The sequence below is a fragment of the Polyangium sp. 6x1 genome (assembly GCF_029946515.1).
In the GTDB taxonomy this organism is placed as follows: Bacteria; Myxococcota_A; Polyangia; order Polyangiales; family Polyangiaceae; genus Polyangium.
Window position 1 is genome coordinate 1 of sequence record NZ_JARZHH010000023.1, and the last position, 20,788, is coordinate 20,788.

General features: G+C 69.7%; 13 protein-coding genes. 6 read left to right on the plus strand and 7 right to left on the minus strand.

Features of this window, described 5'->3' with window-relative positions; translation table 11 throughout:
• A partial coding sequence (locus QHF85_RS21945; RefSeq protein ID WP_281329216.1) for a four helix bundle protein occupies window positions 1-221 on the plus strand: 221 nt, incomplete at its 5' end.
• Window positions 222-268: 47 nt separating this feature from the next.
• Here the strand turns inward: QHF85_RS21945 and QHF85_RS21950 are convergent.
• Together QHF85_RS21950 and QHF85_RS21955 are read right to left on the minus strand one after the other, a co-directional pair.
• A complete protein-coding gene (locus tag QHF85_RS21950) occupies window positions 269-754 on the minus strand; it encodes an RNA polymerase sigma factor (protein ID WP_281329217.1) in 486 nt (161 codons plus the stop codon).
• 294 nt (window positions 755-1,048) lie between these two features.
• Window positions 1,049-1,378 (minus strand): four helix bundle protein, encoded by a 330-nt coding sequence (locus QHF85_RS21955; RefSeq protein WP_281329218.1) that lies wholly within the window; start codon window positions 1,376-1,378, stop codon window positions 1,049-1,051.
• A 525-nt stretch (window positions 1,379-1,903) separates the two neighbouring features.
• On the opposite strand from QHF85_RS21955, the gene QHF85_RS21960 reads away from it, so the two are divergent.
• Window positions 1,904-6,829, plus strand: a complete 4,926-nt coding sequence (locus QHF85_RS21960) for an AAA family ATPase (protein ID WP_281329219.1) — start codon at window positions 1,904-1,906, stop codon at window positions 6,827-6,829.
• A 255-nt stretch (window positions 6,830-7,084) separates the two neighbouring features.
• Here QHF85_RS21960 and QHF85_RS21965 read toward each other — a convergent pair whose 3' ends face one another.
• Window positions 7,085-9,301, minus strand: a complete 2,217-nt coding sequence (locus QHF85_RS21965; protein WP_281329220.1) for a hypothetical protein — start codon at window positions 9,299-9,301, stop codon at window positions 7,085-7,087.
• Window positions 9,302-9,399: 98 nt separating this feature from the next.
• Between QHF85_RS21965 and QHF85_RS21970 the strand changes: the two genes are divergently transcribed.
• Window positions 9,400-11,676 (plus strand): hypothetical protein, encoded by a 2,277-nt coding sequence (locus QHF85_RS21970; protein ID WP_281329221.1) that lies wholly within the window; start codon window positions 9,400-9,402, stop codon window positions 11,674-11,676.
• A 30-nt stretch (window positions 11,677-11,706) separates the two neighbouring features.
• Here QHF85_RS21970 and QHF85_RS21975 read toward each other — a convergent pair whose 3' ends face one another.
• Window positions 11,707-11,859 (minus strand): hypothetical protein, encoded by a 153-nt coding sequence (locus QHF85_RS21975; RefSeq protein ID WP_281329222.1) that lies wholly within the window; start codon window positions 11,857-11,859, stop codon window positions 11,707-11,709.
• Window positions 11,860-12,446: 587 nt separating this feature from the next.
• On the opposite strand from QHF85_RS21975, the gene QHF85_RS21980 reads away from it, so the two are divergent.
• Complete coding sequence (locus tag QHF85_RS21980; RefSeq protein WP_281329223.1) at window positions 12,447-14,189, plus strand: sulfatase-like hydrolase/transferase; 1,743 nt, start codon at window positions 12,447-12,449, stop codon at window positions 14,187-14,189.
• Window positions 14,190-14,603: 414 nt separating this feature from the next.
• Here the strand turns inward: QHF85_RS21980 and QHF85_RS21985 are convergent, their stop codons facing one another.
• From QHF85_RS21985 to QHF85_RS21995, 3 genes are read right to left on the minus strand one after another with little or no spacing between them, the layout of a single operon-like run.
• The gene (locus QHF85_RS21985; RefSeq protein WP_281329224.1) at window positions 14,604-16,289 is read right to left on the minus strand and encodes a glycosyltransferase family 39 protein; all 1,686 of its coding nucleotides are present in this window, start codon (window positions 16,287-16,289) and stop codon (window positions 14,604-14,606) included.
• The gene (locus QHF85_RS21990) at window positions 16,286-17,206 is read right to left on the minus strand and encodes a hypothetical protein (protein ID WP_281329225.1); all 921 of its coding nucleotides are present in this window, start codon (window positions 17,204-17,206) and stop codon (window positions 16,286-16,288) included. Before QHF85_RS21990 ends, QHF85_RS21985 begins: the two co-directional genes overlap by 4 nt.
• Window positions 17,203-19,047, minus strand: coding sequence for a hypothetical protein (locus QHF85_RS21995; RefSeq protein ID WP_281329226.1), 1,845 nt, complete (start codon window positions 19,045-19,047; stop codon window positions 17,203-17,205). The genes QHF85_RS21990 and QHF85_RS21995 overlap by 4 nt, the downstream gene beginning before the upstream one ends.
• A gap of 37 nt (window positions 19,048-19,084) precedes the next feature.
• Here QHF85_RS21995 and QHF85_RS22000 point away from each other — a divergent pair, with 37 nt between their 5' ends.
• Complete coding sequence (locus QHF85_RS22000; RefSeq protein WP_281329227.1) at window positions 19,085-19,717, plus strand: methyltransferase domain-containing protein; 633 nt, start codon at window positions 19,085-19,087, stop codon at window positions 19,715-19,717.
• The gene (locus tag QHF85_RS22005; protein ID WP_281329228.1) at window positions 19,714-20,652 is read left to right on the plus strand and encodes an NAD-dependent epimerase/dehydratase family protein; all 939 of its coding nucleotides are present in this window, start codon (window positions 19,714-19,716) and stop codon (window positions 20,650-20,652) included. The genes QHF85_RS22000 and QHF85_RS22005 overlap by 4 nt, the downstream gene beginning before the upstream one ends.
• The last annotated feature ends 136 nt before the right edge of the window (window positions 20,653-20,788 follow it).

Here is a 20,788-nt window from a genome sequence, read left to right on the forward strand (position 1 = left end):
GGCGTGCCGCCACAAGCGTGCCGCTGAATCTGCACGAAGGTGCATATTCGCAGGGAAGAAACGAGCGGGCACGGTGGCATACGGCCATGGGATCGGCCGCGGAGGTGCGCGCGTGCTTGGACGTGGCCGAGGCGCTCGGATACGTCGAATCCATCGATGATGGCCTGCGCGACGCAATCGATCACATCATCGCCACCCTGTACCGGTTGGCGCGTCGGTAAGGCCAACGGCGGGCCGCCCTTCGCCGGGCGGCCCGCCAAAGCGGACTCTACGCAAGCCCAAGCATCTCCAAACGCTTCCGGGCGAGACGGACGCGACTGTAGACGGCCTTCGCCTTGATCCCAAGCGACGCAGCGATCTCCGCGATCGACCATCCCTCCAGATACGGAATCACGGCGTCCCGAATGCGCGGGCTGAGCTTCCCCAGGAACCGCTTGAGCCGGAACATCCCATAGATCGCATGCAGCAACGTCTCCGACGACGTCGCGTCCTCCTGATCGGGGAAATCCTCCGAGAAACCGACGAGAACCTCGCGCTCGTATCGTAGGCGATTGCGATAGTTGCGGGCATGGTTGAGCCCGATCACCCAAAGCCACGGACGGGCCTGCTCCGGCGTGACCAGGCAGGAAAGGCGACGCCATACCGTAATGAAGATGTCTTGCAGGAGATCCTCGACGTCGCGGGGAGGTACGGCCTGGCCGAGAAGAAGGCGGCGCAGGAAATCGCGGTGTTCGAGGTAGAGGCGGCCGAGCAAGGCGTGCGACGCCGAGAAGTTTGCCGGCGGCGAATGGTCGAGTAGCGTTGTCACAGCTCGTGAACTCCGGTGTCTGGGGTTTGCGTGTCAGACGCCGGTCGGTGTTCGCTGCACCGGCTGGCGTCGCTTGTTTTGTCTCACGAATCGCGGGCAGACTTCAACGGTAAAATGGCGGATTGGTTCGTCGAGGGAAAACCCACGATCCGTCGGGAATGGCGAGCGGGGGATCGTAATGGGGGCCGAGATCCAGGCCGTGCGGGCGGGCCGCCCTGGTGGGGACGGCCCGCCCGGGGGTCAGGAGGCGCGGCGGTAGACGAGGCGGCCGAGGGTGGCGATGACGTGGTCCATGCGGTCGAGCGCCCGCGCGTCGACCGTGCCGATGTACCGCATGGCCTGAGCGACTTGGACGCAGGCCAGCACCTCCCGCGCGGAACCGAGGGCCGTCTGATAACGCTGGCGTTTGTGCCCCGCTGTGTTCCCGGCCCCTTCTGCCGTATTGAGAGCCACGCTATGCATGGCCCTGCGCAGTTGTCGGGCGAGATCCGAATCCCTTCGTTCGATCTGCTCCGCGATACCTGCCGCGTCTCCAGCCATGGCCAAAATGACCTCGTAAATCCTCAGCATGACGAAACCCTCCGTCCGACGACCCTTTCGCCGGGACCCCCATCCCGCACCGTCGCGCGCAGGCCTCTTCAAGGCTGCGCAGCACCGCCCGGAGCCGCCCGGAGCAGCACGTAGTGCTGCGAGGACGGCGAGGACGGCTTGGCCTTGAAGAGGCCGAGCACGACGGTACGATCGCCCTCCCCGAGCGGGATCCCCTGAACCCCGCTTCCGCTCCCGCTCCCGCTTCCGCTCCCGCTTCCGCTCCCGCTTCCGCTTCCGCTCCCGCTTCCGCTCCCGCTCCCGCTCCCGCTCCCGCTCCCGCTCCCGCTCCCGCTCCCGCTCCCGCCTCCCATTCCTTCATCAGCGCTCCTCAGCCGCACGCGCCGACACTGCGGAGCACGTACCCCAGCCTACGCCTTGAACGACTCAACATACTTCAACGCCCCACCCCGCAAAGTTTGGTAGGGTCGTCGTTTCGCTCGAGCGGAGGGCATCGCCCCGACCTGCCCGAGACGTTTCCTCGGTCACTCTTCGGTGGTATTCTTGATGCTCGACATTGCAGGGTATACAGCCTTCGAACGCGTCGAAGTAACCCCGTTCGCGAAGACGTTTCGCGCCCGGCGGGTGCATGACGGCCTGCCCGTCGTGCTCCAAAGCCTGTCCATCGGACGCGCCCGGAGCGCCGAGATCGCGCGATTCAAACACGAGTACGCGCAACTCGCGCAGCTCAGCTCGCAAAGCCTCGTCTCGGTCCTCGGCGTAGAGGCGCGTGAAGACAGCCTCATCGTCATACGCGAACACTTCCCAGGCCAAACCCTCGCCCACACCCTCGCCGCGCGCCCGGGCCACAAGCTCCCCGTCTCCGAGGCCCTCGCCATCGCCACCGCGATCGCCCAAGCCCTCGCCGCCCTGCATGGACGCGGCATCACCCACCGCGATGTCCGCCCCCAGAACATCCTCGTCGGCGATGCGGGCGCGCTCAAGCTCACCGGCTCCGGCGTCGACGCCGAGCTCACGCGCGCACACGAGCGGCTCTACGCGTACGAAGTCCTCCACGACGTCCTGCCCTACACCGCGCCCGAGCAAACGGGCCGCATGAACCGCAGCGTCGACCACCGCGCCGATCTCTACGCCCTCGGCATCATCCTCTACGAAGCCCTCACCGGTCGTCGCCCCTTCGAGGCCCGCGAGCCCATGGAGCTCATCCACGCGCACCTCGCCCTTCAGGCCAAACCCCCCGCGCACATCGACGGCTCGGTGCCCGAGACCCTCTCGCGCCTCATCCTCAAGCTGCTCGAGAAAAACGCCGAAGACCGCTACCAAAGCGCCGAAGGCCTGCTCGCCGACCTCCGCCGCTGCAGCCACGAGCTCGAGACCCTCGGCACGATCTCCCTCTTCACGCCCGCCGAGCACGACCACGAAGGCGGGCTGCGCATCCACCAGAAGCTCTACGGTCGCGAGCGCGACATCGACGCGCTCACCTCGACCTTCACACGCTCGCTCGGCGGCGAACGCTCCATCGTCCTCGTCTCCGGTTACTCGGGCATCGGCAAATCCGCGCTCGTGCACGAGATCCTCAAGCCACTCGCCCGCGCGAAGGGCTACTACACGAGCGGCAAATTCGATCAGTTCAACCGCGACACCCCCTACAGCGCCGTCATCCAGGCCTTCGACGGCCTCGTGCGGCAGATCCTCACCGAGAGCACCGAGCGGATCCAGGCCTGGCAGCGCGCATGGCTCGAGGCGCTCGGACAAAACGGCCAGGTCATCTGCGACGTCCTGCCCTCGATGGCGCACGTGCTCGGCCCGCAGCCAGTCGTGCCCGCGCTCGGACCCGTCGAGGCGCAAAACCGCCTCAGCCGATGCTTCGTGCAGTTCGTCTCGGTCGTCGCGCGCAGGGCCCACCCGCTCGTGTTTTTCCTCGACGACTTGCAGTGGATCGACCTCGCGAGCCTCGACCTCCTGCGCGCCCTGCTCGCCGACGACTCCCTCGAGTCGTTCTTCTTCTGCGGCGCCTACCGCGACAACGAAGTCTCCCCCGCCCACCCGTTCATCGCGGCGCTCGAAGAGCACAAACGCGCGGGCCTCTCCGTCTGCGACATCGTCCTCGGCCCGCTCGAGCGTCGTCACATCGTCGACATGCTCAGCGACAGCCTGCGGCGCTCGGACACCGGCCCGCTCGCCGACGCCATCCTCAAAAAAACCGCCGGAAACCCCTTCTTCGTCCGCCGCTTCTTGCACTCGCTCGGCGACCACGGCGTGCTCACCTTCAAGCCCGGGACGGGGTTCTCCTGGGACCTCAAACGACTCGACGACCTCGCCTACACGGAAAACGTCGTCGATCTGATGGTGCGCACCATCGCCCGCCTGCCGAAAACCACGCAGGAAGCCCTCCGCCTCGCCGCCGCCATCGGGAGCGAGTTCGACCTCGGCGTGCTCGCCACCGTGCTCGAATGTACGCCCGAACAAGCCTATGGCCGCCTCGAGCCCGCCGCCGCGGAAGGGCTCATCATCCCGGGCCGGAGCGGCTACCGCTTCGCGCACGACAAGGTCCAGGAAGGCGCGTACGCGATGATCCCGGTCGCAGGCCGGCCCGCGTTCCACCTGCGCATCGGCAGGCTGCTCGCCGAGAGCACACCCTTGTCCGAGAGCCGCAACCTCTTCGACGTGGTCGGCCACCTGAACAGCGCGCTCGAGCTCATCGACGATCCACACGAACGCGAGTCGCTCGCCCGCATGAACCTCGTCGCCGCCACGCGAGCCGAAGAATCCGCCGCGTTTGGTGCCGCGCGCAGCTTCCTCGAGCTCGGCCTGCAATGCCTCCCCGAAGATGCCTGGACGTCGAAGCATCCACTCCGCCTCGCCTACGCGAAGAAGCTCGGCGTCACGTTGTCCTTGCTCGGCCATCACGATGACGCGCTCGCCGCGCTCGCAGAGGCCCTCGAGCGCGCCACGACGAGGCTCGCTCGAACCGAAATCCTGCGGCTCAAGATGAAAGCGCAGGTGCTCAAGAACGACCTGCCCGCGGCGCTCGCCGAGGGGCTCGTGGTGATGCACTCCTTCGGCCTCGACCTGCCCGCGTTCCCGGACGAAGCGGCGCTCGAGGAGCAGATGCGCGTGACACTCGACCTCGTCGTCGAGCGCTCGCCCGAAGCGCTCCTCGACCTGCCGCCGCTCGAGGACCGCGAGATCGCCGCGCTGCTCGAGGTCCTGGAGGAGCTGTTCGCGCCGACGTACTTCCTCGCGACGAACAACTTCAGCATCAGCATCGCCAAGATCCTCGAGCTGTCCTACCGCCACGGCTTGTCGCGAAGCACGACCTACGGCTGCGTCAATTTCGGCATGCTCTTGTGCGTCCGCGGCCATATCAAGCTTGGCTACGAGCTTGGCCGCATCGCTGTCCGGCTCAGCGAGAAGCTCGGCGACAAGAAGAACGAAGCGATGATCCGCAACATGTGGGGCGGCTTCGTCCAGTACTGGGGAGACGGCTACAGCGCTTGCTGGGACACGTTGGTCAGGGGCAAGGATGCGGGCCTGGAGACAGGCCAGTACATCTGGTCGTTCTACAACACGGTCAACGCCGTCACGAACAGCTTCATGCGCGGTTTGCCCATCGAGGACATCCTCGCCGAGGCGAAGAGCTACCAGCCGATCCGCAAGCTCGACCGCTTCGACGCGATCACCTGGATGGCCGGCGCGGCCGGACAGATCGCCTACAACCTCTCGGTCGAGACAGACGACCCCTGCCGCCTTGTCGGGCCCCTCGTGGACATCGAGGAGGTCATGGCCGCGTGTCGCCTGATCAAGAACGAAAGCGCGTACTTCTTCGCGCAGCTCTACATCGTCTTTTTGCTCGTCTTCCAGGGCGCCTTCGAGGAGGCGGCGCGCGTCGTCCTCGAGTCGAACCCCGAGCTCGTCAGCATCGCGGTCTGGCACGGCACGCCTGTTTTCCGCGCGTATGCGGCCCTCGCGCTCACGCGCGCCTCGACGAGCGCCGCGCCTGAAGAGCGCGCGGTCATGCTCTCGCGCGCCGCGGCCTACGCGGAGAAGCTCGATGCTTGGGCGGAGATCTGCCCGGAAAACTTCGCCCCCCGCGCGGCCTTGGTCCGCGCCGAGCTCGCCCGCGCCCGCGGCGAAGACAGGTTCGTGACGGCGGAGCTCTACGACACGGCGATCTCGCTCGCGCATCGCGGCGGCTACATCCATGACGAGGCGCTCGCGAACGAGCTGTGCGCGAGGCACTGGATGGACGCCGGGAAAACGACGCTCGCGCGCGCCCACTTCAGCGAGGCGCGCCGGCTCTATGCCCGCTGGGGCGCGACCGTTGCCTCGCGCCGCCTCGCCCGCGCCTATCCCGAGCTTGTCGCGCGCGACGAGACGTTCGACGCGCCCTCGCCGAGCACGCCTGCGCCTTCGGCGGACGCGCTGGACATCGGGTCGGTGCTCAAGGCGGCGCAAGCGATCTCGGGCGAGATTGTGCTGCCCCGATTGATCGACGCCCTCTTGCGCGTGGCGCTGGAGAACGCCGGCGCGCGGCGAGGGGTCTTGCTCCTTTTGCGGGATGGCATCCTCGTCGTCGAAGCGGAGCAGCGCGCGTTTGGCGAGGAAGACGGGCCTGCATCGACGGCGATCGAGCGGGATCTCGGGCAACGCTCGGATCTACCTGCGACCGTGCTCGCGTACGTGGCGCGCACGCGGGAGAGCGTGCTCCTCGAGGATCGCGGGCAGGATGGCCCCTTTGGGCTCGACCCTTACCTCGTGGACGCGGCTCCGCGCTCGGCGCTGGCTGCGCCCATCATCGGCAAAGGTCGGCTTTCGGGCGTGATTTATCTGGAGAATGACCTCGCGCGGGGAGCCTTCACGCCTGCGCGGGTCGAGGTGGTGGGGCTCATCTGCACGCAGGCTGCGATCGCGATCGAGAATGCGCGGTTGTATGGCGAGCTGGAGCGGCAGGTGGAGGAGCGGACGGCGGAGCTACGGCACGCGAATGAGGCGCTCGTTCGTTTGAGTCGCGCCGAGCAGGAGCGCAGGGAGCAGGAGGCCCTCGACCAGCGCGCGGTCATCAGCCAGCAGGAGGAGGTGATCCATGCGCTGTCGGCGCCGATCATCGAGGTCTGGTACGGGGTCATCGCGGTCCCGCTGGTGGGGGTGCTCGACGCGCGGCGGGGCGAGGAGATCATGGAGCGGGTGCTGCATCGGATTGGCTCCGCTTCGTGCCGCCAGGTGATCCTCGATTTGACGGGGGTCGAGAGCGTCGATTCCGAGACGGGCGAGCGCATCATGCGGATTGTCGGCGCGACGCGGCTGCTCGGGGCGAGCGTCGTAATCACGGGGATTCGCGCGGCCGTCGCGCAGACGATGGTGGCGCTCGACGCGGGCCTGAAGGAGCTGACGACGCGGGCGACGCTGCGGGACGCGCTGCGCGCGTATATGCGGTCGGAGGGTGCAGGGGGATCTTCGACGCGGAGGTGAAAACCCCTTTTTTCAGATCGACCCCCTCGTGGCCGATGCGGGGTCGAGCCCACACGATCAGATTTCGCTTGCCGCCTTCCGCTCCCGCTTCCGCTCCCGCTTCCGCTCCCGCTTCCGCTCCCGCTCCCGCTCCCGCTCCCGCCTCCGCTTCCGCTCCCGCCTCCGCTCCCGCTTCCGCTTCCGCTTCGGATTCCGTCACCCCTGACCCGGCGTAACCCGGCGGATCCGCATCCTGCTGACGACGGCCCGGCCCCGTTAGCGCGGGTTGGTGCCACTTCGGACCGTCACGCGGATCGACACCACTCCATACCCGCGCTCCTCTCGCTCCGCCCACGCGGTCAGCGCCGCGAACGACGGATCGACGACCGCCGCCGCGAGCTCGGCGTCGCTCACCCCCTTGCGCACCGCCCAGGGGACCAGCACCAGCCGGTCGCCCGGCTCGACCGCGATGTCGAACGCCGGCTGGGCTCCCTCGGTGCGGCCGAAGCACGAGGCGGAGGCGTTGTCGAAGTGCTTCCGAAGCTGGGCGCCCGCTTCTCCTTCGAGCATTTCCTTCGTGAGGTGGCCGCTCGCGAGCATGGCCTCGATCACCCCGTGCTCGTCCACCAGGATCGACGCCTGCCCGCCGCGCACCCGGTAGACGCGCGTGGCCCCGCGGCGCACGAGGCGCACGCGCCCCGGCACCACGGCGGCGATGACGCCCTCGGCGAGCACGCCGAAGGTCGGATCGGCGGCGTTCATGGCGGCGAGCGCGGCGTCGATGCGCGCCGCCAGCGCCTCGGGGAGCGCCAGCGGATCGGCGGGCAGCGGCGCGCGATCCAGGACGTGCGAGGTCCAGCGGTGGTGGTGGTCGCGGACGCCGAGCGGCGGCGTCGCGGTCGCGACCGGGAGCGGCGCGCCGTAGGCGGGCTCGGCGAGCAGCTCGCCGAGCACCCAGCGGCACACGTCGGCGCCGACGTCGCCGCAGTAGGGGGCCATCCCGCGGAACAGCGCGAACGCCGCGGCGCCGCCGGGGCGCGGGCTCCACACTTCGGCGTGCTCCAGGCCCCGCGGGCCCCACCCGAGCGCGGAGCGGAACGTGATGCCGCCGTGGGAGGCCGCGCGCCGGCCGTACGGTGGAGGCGGCCAGGCCTCGCCGCGCGCCAGGGCGACGTCCTCGAGGCCCACCACCACCGCGGTGTCGCCGAGCGAGAGCGCGCCGGTCGGCTTCATGCCCTTGCGCAACGCCGGCAGGCCGGAGCACACGCCCCGCGCCACGTCGATCACCTCCGCGCTGTAGACGCCCACGTAGGCGCTGTCGCCGCCGATCACCAGCACGCGGCCCCCGTCGATCGCCACCGTGGCCGGGTACATGCGCGGCGCGCGCAGATCACCGGTCGGCGTGAAGGAGCGGGTCGCGAGATCGAACACGTCCACCTCACGCGTCACGCCCGGCCCGGAGGACGGGAGCCCCGAGACCACCAGCGCTCGCCCCTCGCCCAGCGAGACCAGGAACGGGGTGCGGCGCGGGCGCGCGGGCGGCGCGATGGGCTCGAAGGTGAAGGCCTCGGTGTCGAGCACGAAGTACGCGGTGGGTGGCAGGGGGGCGAAGACCCCGCGATCGTTCGCGATCAGGAAGCGGCGCGCGTCGAGGCGCGCCATGACCACGCGGGAGAGCGGCGGTCCGGGGATCGGCGTCCAGGTGTCGCGCGCGGCGTCGTAGAGCTCGGCCACGTGCGGGCTCCGCTCGTGCTGGCCGCCGAGCACCAGCACCCGATCGCCGGGCAGCAGGAGCTCCGCGCCGCCGGTGCGCGCGGCGTGCATGGACGCGGCGCGCGCCGTCGTGAGCGTGCACGGATCGAGGATCTCGACGGTGTCCGTCCCCCCGCCGGCGATCACCACGCGCCCGTCGCCGAGCCGCGTGGCCTTGGGGGCGACACGCGCCACCTGGAGCGGGATCTCGCGTGTCTCGCGCGCCGAAAGCGACACCACGTCGGCGTTGGCGAACGGCTCCCCGCGCATCGGCGGCTCCCCGCCGGCGACCAGCAGTCGATCGTCGTCGATCATCGCGATGGCCGGCGCCGCGCGGGCGCGCGACAGCTTGGCGATCGTGTGGAGAGCGGCCTCCGAGGATCGCGAGGGCAGGCCGCGCGCGGCCTCGTGGATCGTCGGCGCGCTGATGTAGAGGCCGCCCAGCTTGTGGAACAGCAGGGTGACCGGCCCGACGTCGAGGAACGCGAACGTCGACAGCGACGCGGCGTGGGCAGGCCCGCCGCCTTTGCGATCGAGCAGCACGGCGACGTGCACGCCGGGCGTGGAGCGCAGGCTCCACCCGGGGTCGCCCGGCTCCAGGATCACGTGGACCGGGGCCACGCCCGGGTCGGGGAGGACGATCTCGCAGGCCGGATCGCTGCCGATCCGAACCGGCGCGTCGGTGCGCAGCAAGAGGCCCGCGGCGGCGCCGTCGAGCACGGTGATCTCCACGGGCGTCATCGCGCCAGGATATGACGTGGGCGCCGCCCGCGTCGCGCGGTTCGACGTCGTGCCGATCCGGTCCTTGTGGCGCGCGGAGCCCCGTGCGACCAGGCGCCATGCTCGGCCATCGAGACATCCCCTCCCAGCTCGACGCGATGATCGCACGCGAGCTCCACCTCGGGTACTCGGACGACGAAACGATCGTCGAGGATGCCACCGAGCAGTTCCCGGATCACGACGAGGCCGAAGTGCGGGCGGCGCTCGCGGCCGCGCTGGAGAAGCGCGCGATCGAAGAGCGAGGGTGGCCCGAGACCACCGACTGCGATCGCCTCGACAGCGCGTTCGCCGCGCTGGAAGCCGAGGGCGTCGTGGCGCGCCAGAGCTTCTGGTGCTGCACGAGCTGCGCGATCCCGGCCATCAAAGGGGAGATGATGGACGAGGAGGCCCGAGGCACCCCGGTGCGCGGCTATGTCTACTTTCACTGGGGCATGCTCGACGACATAGCCTCCGGAGACCGGCTCGGCTTGCAGTGCGGCGGCGCGATCGCGGACGACGACAGCGCACACGGCCGGATCGTCGAGCGCGTCGTGGCCGCCCTGAAGCGCGCCGGTCTCGCGGCCGAAGGGCGCAGCGAGCGGACCGTGGAGGTCACGCTCGACTGGAAGAAACGCCGGCGCGCGCCGCCCCGGCCCGACGACGCGAAGTCGATCGAGGAGCACGTGGCGGCGTGGGAGCGCGCGTTCGCGACGGCGATCCTCTGCTGCGTACCGGGCATGTGCCCGATCGAGCTGGGGCCCGCGCTGGTGTCGGTCGGCGCCGGCGCGCTCGCGGCGCGCTTGGCCTCCCGGAGCACCCGTGCCGGGATGGCCGATATCACCGCGCGCGCCTTGGCCGATGCCGGCGAGGAGGCGCTCGCCCGCGAGGTGCTGCTCGCGGCGTACCGCCGGCATCCGTCGGTCGACCGCCGGTGGGACAATGACCTCACCACGGCGCTGACCCGCGAGCCCGCACTCTCGTACATCGATCTCCTCCTGCGCGGCGGCCTTTCGGACGACGTCGTCGCGCGCGTCGCCGTCGCCCGCATCAGCCCCCTGCCGCCCACCCTCTTCGCCGCGGCGGCGAAGGCATGGCTCGCGTGCCTCATGCGGGAGGCGGGCCGGCCCATCTCGAAGTACCAGGAGGATCGCTGGATCGGCGATTCGCGCGCCGTTTGGTCGTACGACGAAAAGACCCCCTACCAAGGGTCCGACGCGCGCGAGGGCCGCGTGCTGCTCGCGGCCGCGCTGTGGTGTTACCTCCCGCCGGAGGAGAACAAGGGCTACATCAAGCCCGCGTTCGATTGGCTCTGGTTCGACGACGAGCCCATCGCAAAGCCCGAGTCGGTCGCGCGCCGGGGCGCGTTCCGCGCGTCTGCGTTGGTGGAGGATCTCGCATCGCACCTCGACGAGGTGGAGGGCGACGCCGTGCCGGACCTCGTGGAAGAGATGATCGCGGCCGGCGAGACCGATCTGGCGCGCGCGCTGCTCCCGAAGCTCGATGGCGACGCGCGGACGCTCGCCCTCATCGCGCTCGGCGAGCTGCCGCCCGTGGACGTGAACGCCACGAAGGAGCGCATCCGCGAGCTCGAGACGTCCTACCAGGATGGCCTCATCACGTCCGCCGAGTGGGAGCGGGGGCCGGTCGTCGCGGCCCATGCCCTCGCCGCGAGCGGAGATCCCGAATCCGCGTTGGCGCTGCTCGCCCCGAGCCTCGAGGAGAAGGTGGCGGCGAGCAAAGCGGAGGTGGCCGCGGCGCGCGCGACCCTCGACCAGGCCGCCGCCGCGTCGTTCGAGATCGACTGGGCAGCGCGCGCGCCGGACGTCTCCACGGAGTGGACATCCGCGGGCGAGCGGAGGCTCGAGCGCTTGGCCCGGGAGCTCACCGCTCCCGAAGCGCTGGGCCTCATGCAGGTGCGGCTGCGCATGAAGTCGCTTTCGCGGTTGCTGGTGACGTTCGCGGCCGTCGATCGCGAGCGCAGCAGCAAGATCTTCGACGACGTGGTGGAGCGCTGGGGCGTGCACCCGGCGTGGTGGGGGGAATGCGTGACGATGATGATGGCCGTCGGTCGCCTCGACGAGGCGCTGAAGCACGATCGAGCTCCGGAAGCGCCGTACATGGGCCTGCGCTCGGTGGAAATCGCGCGATGGCTGCTGCTCGCCGGGCGGCGCGACGACGCCCTGGAGCGGCTCGGCGCCGTCATGGCGAAGCCGGCGTGGCCCCGCGACCTGCTCGACGTGGGCCTCATGCTCCTCTCGCTCGCTCCGCCCGAGAAGCGCCCCGCGATCGCGGCGCGCCTCCGCGCCGCGTACGACCGCGCCATCGTGGTGCTCGACGAGCTGACTCCGCCTCCGTGAGCGGCGCCCTGCAGGGCACGGCTACTTCGCTCAGCCTGGTAGCGTCGTCGCGGTCGGGACGAGCACGGTGGCGAGCACGCCGAGGTCGAACTCGCTCCCGATGGGGTGGCACCGCCGAGCGGCCCCAGGGGGGAGAACGCCGACCAGATCCTCGGAGCGCTTGACCGAGAGGGAGAGCGCCATTCGATACCGCAAGCACCTGGAGTGGGCGGGGGTCGCTCGGCCGGAGCTCTTCGCACGAATCCCGCTTCCGCTTCCGCTCCCGCTTCCGCTTCCGCTTCCGCTTCCGCTTCCGCTTCCGCTCCCGCTTCCGCTCCCGCTCCCGCTTCCGCGCACACGAATCTCACGCTGCGCCCCTTCCAAACCGACCTCCCCGCACGCTGACCTCTCTCCGCGCCCCTTCCAAACCGACCTCCCCGCGCGCCGACCCCTCTCCGCGCCCCTTCCAAGCCAACCTCCCGAGACGCGGACCTCTCTCCGCGTCCCTTCCAAGCCAACCTCCCCGCACGCCGACCTCTCTCCGCGCCCCTTCCAAGCCAACCTCCCCGCACGCCGACCCCTCTCCGCGCCCCTTCCAAGCTGACCCCCCCGCGCGCGGCCCCCTCTCCGCACCCCTTCCAAGCCGACCTCCCCACGCGCCGACCCCTCTTTGCGCCCTCTCCGCAGGCACGCCGCATCCTTCGCCTCCGCCGGCTGCCCGGATTCGCGCCACGTTGACGGCCCCGACACGCTCCCCCTACCATCGCGCCTTCCCCGGACCTCGAGGAGCCATGAAGACGTCGAGCAGCGACCGTGATGGCCTCGCGACGGCATTCCTGCACGCGACGCGCGGCGTCTTTCGCCTGCGCCGAGCCGCCGAGAGGCTCTCCCGCGTGCTCGGGCGGCAAGCTCCCACTCCCGCCATCCCCCCGCGCGCGCCGCGGCCGGAAGGCGCGCCGAAGCGCCGCAACATCCTGTTCATCACCGTCGACCAGCAACGCCACGACGCCCTCGGCGTCAACGGCGGGCGCATCGCCCGTACGCCGTCGCTCGATGCGCTCGGACGCGCAGGCATCGTCTACCACCGCGCCCATGTCCAAAACGTCGTGTGCATGCCCTCCCGATCGACGATGCTGACGGGGCAACACCCCCTCACGCACGGCGTCGTCGCCAACGGGATCGCATTGCCCGACGAGGGACGCAGCGTCGCCGAGGTGCTCCGGACACGCGCGGGATATCGCACGGCGCTCATCGGAAAAGCCCACTTCGATCCCCACCTCGACCCGCTGCTCACGTTCCCCGAAAATCGATACCTCGTCGAAGGCCGCACGACGCCCTGGCACGGCTTCGAGCACGCCGAGCTCGCCACGCACGGCCCCATCGGCGGACACCATTACGCCGCCTGGTTATGGGAAAACCACCCCGAATACGTGCGCGGGTTCGGCGGCGTGCTCTCGGGCACCGGGGGCGGCGATACAGGGGCGCCCGAGGTCAAACGCAACCCCATCCCCCGCGGCCTCTACCATACCGACTGGCTCGTCGACCGCGCAGAAGCCTGGCTCGCCGCGCAGCCACCGGACGAGCCGTGGTTTTTATGGTTGAGCTTCCCCGATCCGCATCACCCCTTCGACCCGCCAGCCGACGAGGTCGAGAGGCGCATCGATTGGCGAAGCCTCCCGCTCCCCGCCGGGCACCCAGGATCCCGCGAGGAGATCGTGCGATTCCTCCGGCAGAAGCCCCGGCATTGGCTCGACTGGTACGAGGGGCGATACCTGAACCCCGAAGGAGGCCCCATCAACTTCCGGCCTTCCGCACTGACACACGACCAGCTCCGCGAGGTAGAAGCGCACATCCACGTGGAAAACGAGCTCATCGACGAGGCCTGCGGCAGGCTGTTCGCCTCTCTTCGCGCGCGCGGCATCGACGCGGACACCGACATCTTCTACACGTCCGATCACGGCGACCTGCAAGGGACGCTGGGTCTTCTCTTCAAAGGCCCCTACCACGTCGATGCACTCTTGCGCGTGCCGCTCCTATGGCGACCGGCCCCGAGCGCCGGCATTACCCCCGCCGAGGTGCCCGAGCCCGTCGGGCACGTCGACCTCGCGCCGACATTCTGCTCGATCGCAGGCCTCGATATCCCCGACTGGATGCAAGGACGAAGCTTGCCAACGGCACGCGGCTCGGACCGCTCCTTCGTACTCACCACCTTCGACAGCCAGTTCGCGCAGGTAGGCATGCACCTGCGCACAATCTTCATGGATGGCTGGATCTGCACGGTCTACGAGCCGAGCACGCACGGCGTGGGGGGAGATTTCCCGCTGTACTGGGCCATCTGGGGGCGCGGGTCGACCATCCCACGCTACGACGGCACCGAGGGGGAGCTTTACGACGTGAACACGGATCCGCAGCAATGGCAGAACCTGTGGAACGACCCCGCCCGACGCAAACTACGCGACGACCTCGTCGCCGAGCTGCGGGTTCGACTGCCACCGCAGCGTGCTCCTGCGCTTCCGGTGGCGGCGCCGACGTGACGTGAGGCGTCGCGCCGGGGCGCTGCCCCGGGCCCCGCGGGGGCTATCCGCCCCTCGCCCCGGACCAGGGCCAGCCCTGGACCTCTGGGCATCGACTGCGCGAAGCGCAGTCGATGCGGGGAAAATTTTTAAAGCTGTTCGCCCCCTCTTTGCACGGCCAGCCCTGGACCTCAGGGGGAAGAACTGCGCTCCGCGCAGTTCTTCCCACAGGCCGTCGCTGGGACCGCGTTGCCAGTTGACCTGTCAGCGCGGCTGTCTCGGTTGGCAGGGTCGGTTGCGGTCTTGACCTGGCCCGTTCGATGAACTGCGCATCGCGCAGTTCATCGACCCCGAGTCCAGCGCTTGCGCTGGTCCGGGTCCAGGGGTGGACAACCCCTGGTGGGGCCTGGGGCGAAGCCCCAGCGAGGCGCCTCCCTACCGCCCCTTCCGCCGATAAATCCAGATGACGGGCGTCCCGTGCAGCCCTGCCACGTGGGCGGGTTGCACGGTCCCGTAGGCTACCCAGGCTTGGTATTCTTGCCCCTGCATGTGCTGCTCGTGGTGATACAGGGCGAAATCTGCCTCGTGGACTGCGCCGACACCGCGGATGTCCTTCCGCAGCCGGCCGTCTTTTTGCAGCATCTCCCACGAGGGCCAGGCCGTATCGTGGATGTAGACGGTCCCGCTCTTTGGCACCTCGCGGTTCAGGTAGTCCACGACGGCGCCCGTCGTGTAGCCCCAGAAGGACCGGTTGAGCCCGAGCGTCGCTGCGCCCTTTGCGCCGCCCACGAGCGGCACGTAATTCGAGAGCCCCCACGGATGCGATGCCGCCGTCTCTGCGATCGGGGCTGCGAGCAGCGCTGCGAAGAGCCCCATTGCCGCTGCTGGCCCGCGCGCGAATCGCCGGATGGTTGCCGCCGAGAGCTTCCGAAGCTCCACCCGGGCCACGGAGACGAGCCAGGAGGCCCCTGCCCCGGCGAACAGCGCGATGAATGGATACGCCTGCATCCAGTGCTTCGTCCCGCCGAAGATGGGCGTCTTCGGGAGCACCCATGCGCCGTACGAAATGCCGATGGCCATCAGCCAGAAGAGGTCCGTTTCGCCGCCGTCGCGCCGCGTGATCTTGCCCGCCCGCGCCCGCAGAAATGCCTGGATCCGTGCCCGCGCCCGCACGCCCAGCCCGAGGGCGAAGAGCGCGAGCGTCACTGTCGGCACCGTCGCCGCCGTCATCACCGGCGCGTACAGGCGCGGCATGGGCGGCGTCCAGTACGTCCGCCCGAAGAACTCCATGTTGTAATACTCGTGATTCAGGTGGAACGACGCATAGGCGCCGAGCCGCGCGAATGTGTCCCGCCAGATCCACGGCCAGAGCGCGTACATCACGAGCGGCCCGAGCACGGCCATCGCGCCGAGCGCGGCCATCGCTCGCCGGAGCGTCTCCTTCGTGTCACCGCCCGTCAGCCGGTCGCGCACGAGGCAAAGCAGGGCGAACGTCACGGCGAGGATCGGCAAGAACCACGCGTTGTGCTTGGTGTCGAGCGCGAGCCCGAAGGCGAGACCCGCCGCGATCGGCCAGCGGCGCCCGCCCTCCCGCATTGCTTTCCAGAAGCAATACGTGGCGAGCAGGAACATGGTCACGATCGGCACGTCGAAGCAGGCGAGGTGCGCGTTGTAGAAGAACCGCGGCATGCAGAAGAGCGCGATCGCCGCGAAGAGCCCTGCGATCCGGCCGCGCGCCTCCGCGCCCCAGCGATAGACGAGCGCGACGCCCGCGCCCGCGAGGAAGATCGCCGGGAAACGATAACTCGTCCCCTCCATCGCGAAGAGGTGCCATTTCTTCTGCAAGAGCAGGTTCGACAGCGCGAACAGCGACTTGATGAGCCCCGGATGCTCGCTGTTCACCCGCCACGCGCTGTCGATCGCCTTCGGCTCGAACGCGGCCCGCGGGTTTGCGAAGAGCAGCTCGAACCACCGGCGGTAGCTGTCGGCCGCGTGAAAGTAAAACCCTTCGTCCCGCGCGTATCCGAGGTCGCCCACGGTCGCGACGAGCAGCACCATCACGAGGCCGGCGAGCAGCGCCGCGACAAGATCGTCTTTCCAGGTGAGCTTGGCCCCGCTCATCGCGTATCCGCCTCGAAGCAGAAGTGCCGGTGCGCGTGGTTCTTGCTCGACACGAAAAACTCCACCGTCGCGCTCTTCTTGCCCGCGTGGACGCCGAGCGGCATCTCGAACGCCGCCCATCCATCGCCGTCGCGATGCTCCCAGCGCCCGATCTCCTCGCCGTCGACGCGCACGGCGAGCGCGACCGGCGCCCCCTTCCGCTCTCGCTCGATGATCCAGTACATCCCGCCGTGCCCGCGGATGACGCTCCCGAGCGGCACGCCCGCAAAGCGCGTCACGACCTCGCCACGCGCCGGCGGGTGCGCGAAGAGGCAGCGGCGCGGCCGGAACGCCTCGTCGGCAGCGATGACGGTCGGGCCAATGTTGAAAAACGGGCCGCCGGGGCATTCGAAGCGTGCCGCGGGGAACGTCGGGTGGCCGCCGAGGCCCCCGGCGATGACGCGCGCGTTCGTCGTCCATGGGCATTCAGCCTCGGGGTTCGTCGTGCGCACGCTCGCCTGCGCGGGGCCGAGGCCGTCGACGAAATCGAAGACCACCTCGGCGGGGCTCGGGTTTTCGAGCCTGCGGATCACGAAAGGCCCGACCTCGCGCCGGCCCGTCTCGCGAAAGCCGGAAAGCTCGGGCGAACGCTCCCCGAACGCCGAGATCTCCAGCGCCGCGCGATACCGCGACACGTCCGGCCGCGCCACGTCGCGCAGCGGAAACACCTCGTCGCCGAGCGCCTGCCGCGCGAGCGGCTCGCCCCAGGACGGCGCGACGACCACGAGCTCGCCTTGTTTTCGTTCCTCGGCCACGGGCGCCACGAGGGCGGCCCAGTCGGAAAAGTCGGGTTTTCGTCGTGAGGTCACGAAAAACCCGGCGAGCTCGGCGATCCCGAGGGCCACGAACGCCCCCAGCGCCACACGCGGCCATTTCATCCCTGCACCTTCCCCTGGTCCTCGCGTTTTTCAGCGCGCACGAGCGCGATCGCGCCCACGAGCGCCGCGAGCCCCGCGAAGAGCCCCGGCACGAAGCCCGGCGGCCGATACCATAGCGACAGCGTCGTCACGCCCTCGGGCAATCGCACGGCGACGCGGTTGTCCACGTTCTGCACCTTGCCCACCGACGCCCGCCAGCCCTCGTCGTAGTTCATGTTGTACACGACGAGCGATCCCGCCTCCGCGCCCGCGAGCTCGATCGTCGCGCCATTCGGGCTCCAATCGGCGATCTTCGCCGTCCCCGCCCCCTCCGCGACGAACACCTCGCCCTTGTGGCGCGGATCGTCCGCCGCGAGCGCGCCTTTCCGCTCGAACGGCGGCGCCCCGTAACAATCGAGCACGCCCGTGTTGCCCAGCATCGCGAGGTACATCGGCCCCGCCCAGTCGCGCTGCTTGTACTGGAAAGGCGGGTTCTTCTCGAAATGGAAAGGCCTGTCCGCGGGGATGTGATCGGGGGGCACCATCCACATCGACTGCGTCATCGGCTTCTGCGCCCCCTTCGCGACGTCGATCCCGACGAGAAACACGAACGCCGCGAGCGCCGCGTCGAGCCACGGCCGCCGCCGGCCCGCGCGCTCGACGAGCCGACCGATCCCGCTCGCCGCGACGATCGAGAGGACGAGCACCGCCGGATACAAGAACCGCGACGGCACGTGTTGCGATCGGAAGACGGGCACGTGCTCGTGCAGGAGCGTCCACGGCGCGCTCGGATGAAACGCCCCGAGCCCGAGCAACCCGAAGAGCGCGCCCACCACCTTGAGCGCCGCCTCCCGCTTTCCTTGCACCAGCAAGAACCCGAGCGCGAGGATCAAGACCCCGGGCAGCCCGATGTACATCCCCCACTCGTGCCACCCGTACGCCGGCACGCGCACGGGACGCGAATGAAAGCCCTGATCCGGCGCCGTGAGCAGCGTGAAGAGCGCGCCCATGTCGATCGCCTCGGTCGACGGCACGAGCCGCGGCGCCTTGCCGAAGACGTCGAGCATCGGCAAGAGTTTTGGTGCCGCGAGCGAGACGCCGAGCAGGCCTGAAACGCCGAGCACCACGAGCGGACGCGCGCTCTTCTCGAGCACGCCGAGCACCATCGCGTAGAGCCCGAGCGCGAGCACCGTGTGCGGGAGCGGATAGATGCCGCCCGCGTAGACGAGCCCGGCGAACGTCGCCCCGAGCAAGACGACGTCGAGCGCGCGGTGCGGCTTCTGCCGCGCGCGTTCGAAGAAGAACAGCGCCCACGGCAAGAACGCGTACGCGAGGTGCCAGGTGTGGCCCGAGGCCGTTTGCAGCGCCCATCGCCCGTTCACCGCCCAAAGCGCCGCCACGAGCGCCCGTGCCCCGTGGCTCTTCGTGAACCGCGATCCAGCCGCGTACGCCCCCGCCGCGCCGAGGAGCGCCATGCCCACGACCTCGACGCGGATCGCGAGGCTCATCGGCAAGAAGAGGTACGCGAGGAGCCACGGCGACACGACGATCGTCCCCGCCTCGACGTACCCCCACGCCGGAAATCCTCCGCACGCGTACGGATTCCAGAACGGCATCTCGTGGTGATCGAGCAGGCTCGTCTTGACGAGGTAGCGGTGCGAGGTCTGCACGTCCCAGTCGTGGAAGCCGAGCGTGCGCGCCTTGACGAGCCAAGGCAGCACGACCACGACCACGGCCGCGAGCATCGAAAGGCCCGCGAGGAGAGCCGCGGCGGCGCGGGGCGGATCACGTCGCGCGGCGGCGAGCAAGCGGCGCGGGAGGGAAAGAGCGGCCTTGTCCACGAGCGGCGCGGACGTTAGCACGTTGCCACGCCGGGCTGCCTCGGCTAAGCCGCCGTCCGTGCTGGGGATCGACAAGGCCCTCTTCGCGCTGCACCGGCGCGCCGTGACGCTGCCGCGCGCGCGGCGCATCACGGACGCGCTCGCCGCACTCGCAGGCCCCGCGCGCTCGCTGCTCGACGTGGGCGCCGGCGACGGGGCCATCGCCGCGGCCGTGGGCGAGCGCGTGGGCGCGACCCGCGTCGCAGGCGTGGACGTGCTCGTTCGTCCCCGCACGGTGATCGAGGTCGTCCCCTACGACGGACGGCGCCTGCCGTTCCCCGACGGCGCGTTCGAGATCGTCACGATCTCCGACGTCCTGCACCATTGCGAGGCGCCGAGCGAGGTGCTCGCCGAGTGCCTGCGCGTCGCCTCCCGCGCCGTGATCGTGAAGGATCATTTCCGCTTCGGCCCCGTCTCCCGCGCCCTCTTGCTCGCCATGGACGTCGTGGGCAACGCGGAGGCGGGCGTGCTCGTACGGGGGACGTACTTCTCTCCGGCCGAGTGGATCGACATGGTGCACGAGGCGCACGGGCGCATCACCGAGCTCCGCTGGCCGCTCCAGATCCACGACGCGCCGATGAGGCTCGTCACCCGCGACGAGCTCCAGTTCGCGGCACGGATCGAGCACGTCACCGGGAGGGAGAACGCATGAAGACGCTCGTCGTAGGCGGGGCCGGGTTCATCGGCAGTCACCTCGTGGACCGGCTCGTCACGCGCGGCCCCGTGACCGTGTACGACAATCTCTCCGTCGGGAAACGCGCGTTCCTGAAGGAGCATCTCGACACAGGGCGCGTCACGCTCGTCGAAGCGGACGCGCTCGACCTCGAACGGCTGACGGCGGCCGCCGCGGGTCACGACGTCGTCTTCCACCTCTCGGCGAACCCCGAGGCGCGCTGGGGCCTCGAGCGGACGCGGCTCGACCTCGAGCAAGGCACGATCGTCACGTACAACGTCCTCGAAGCCATGCGCCGCGCGCGCGTGAGCCGGCTCGTCTTCTCCTCGTCGGGCACGGTCTACGGCGACACACCCGAGACGTGCAAAGAAGACCACATCGGCCACCTGCCGATCTCGCTCTACGGGGCGAGCAAGCTCGCGGGCGAGGCGCTGATCAGCGCGTTCGTCGAGTGCTTCGACCTGCAAGCGACGATCTTCCGCTTCGGCAACGTCGTCGGCCCCCGCGGCACCCACGGCGCCGCGCTCGATTTCCTGAAGAAATTACGAGACCGAAAGACCGAGCTCGAAGTGCTCGGCGACGGCCGGCAATCGAAGCCTTACCTCCACGTCTCGGACTGCGCGGACGGCCTGCTGTTCGGGCTCGATCACGCAAAGGAGCGGCTCGGCCTCTACAACCTCGCCCCGCCCGACCAGACCTCCGTCGCCCGGATCGCCGAGCTCTGCGTGAAGGCCTCCCCCTACCCCGACGCGACGATCCGCTTCACCGGCGGCGATCGCGGCTGGCCCGGCGACGTGCCGCGCTCCTCGATGAGCCCGGACAAGCTTGCCGCGCTCGGCTTCCGGGTGCGCCATTCCAGCGACGACGCCGTCCGCATGGCCATCGAAGCGCTCGCACGCGAGGTCTTCGGCTAGGCAGATCCCGCGCAAGAAAAGGGGGGCGTCCCCTTCGGAGGACGCGACTTTCGACGCGAGATCCGGCGCGCGGGGACGCCCCCTCGGGCGCGGGTCCGGAGGACCTTCTGCTCGGCTAGCCGTCAATGCACGCGCA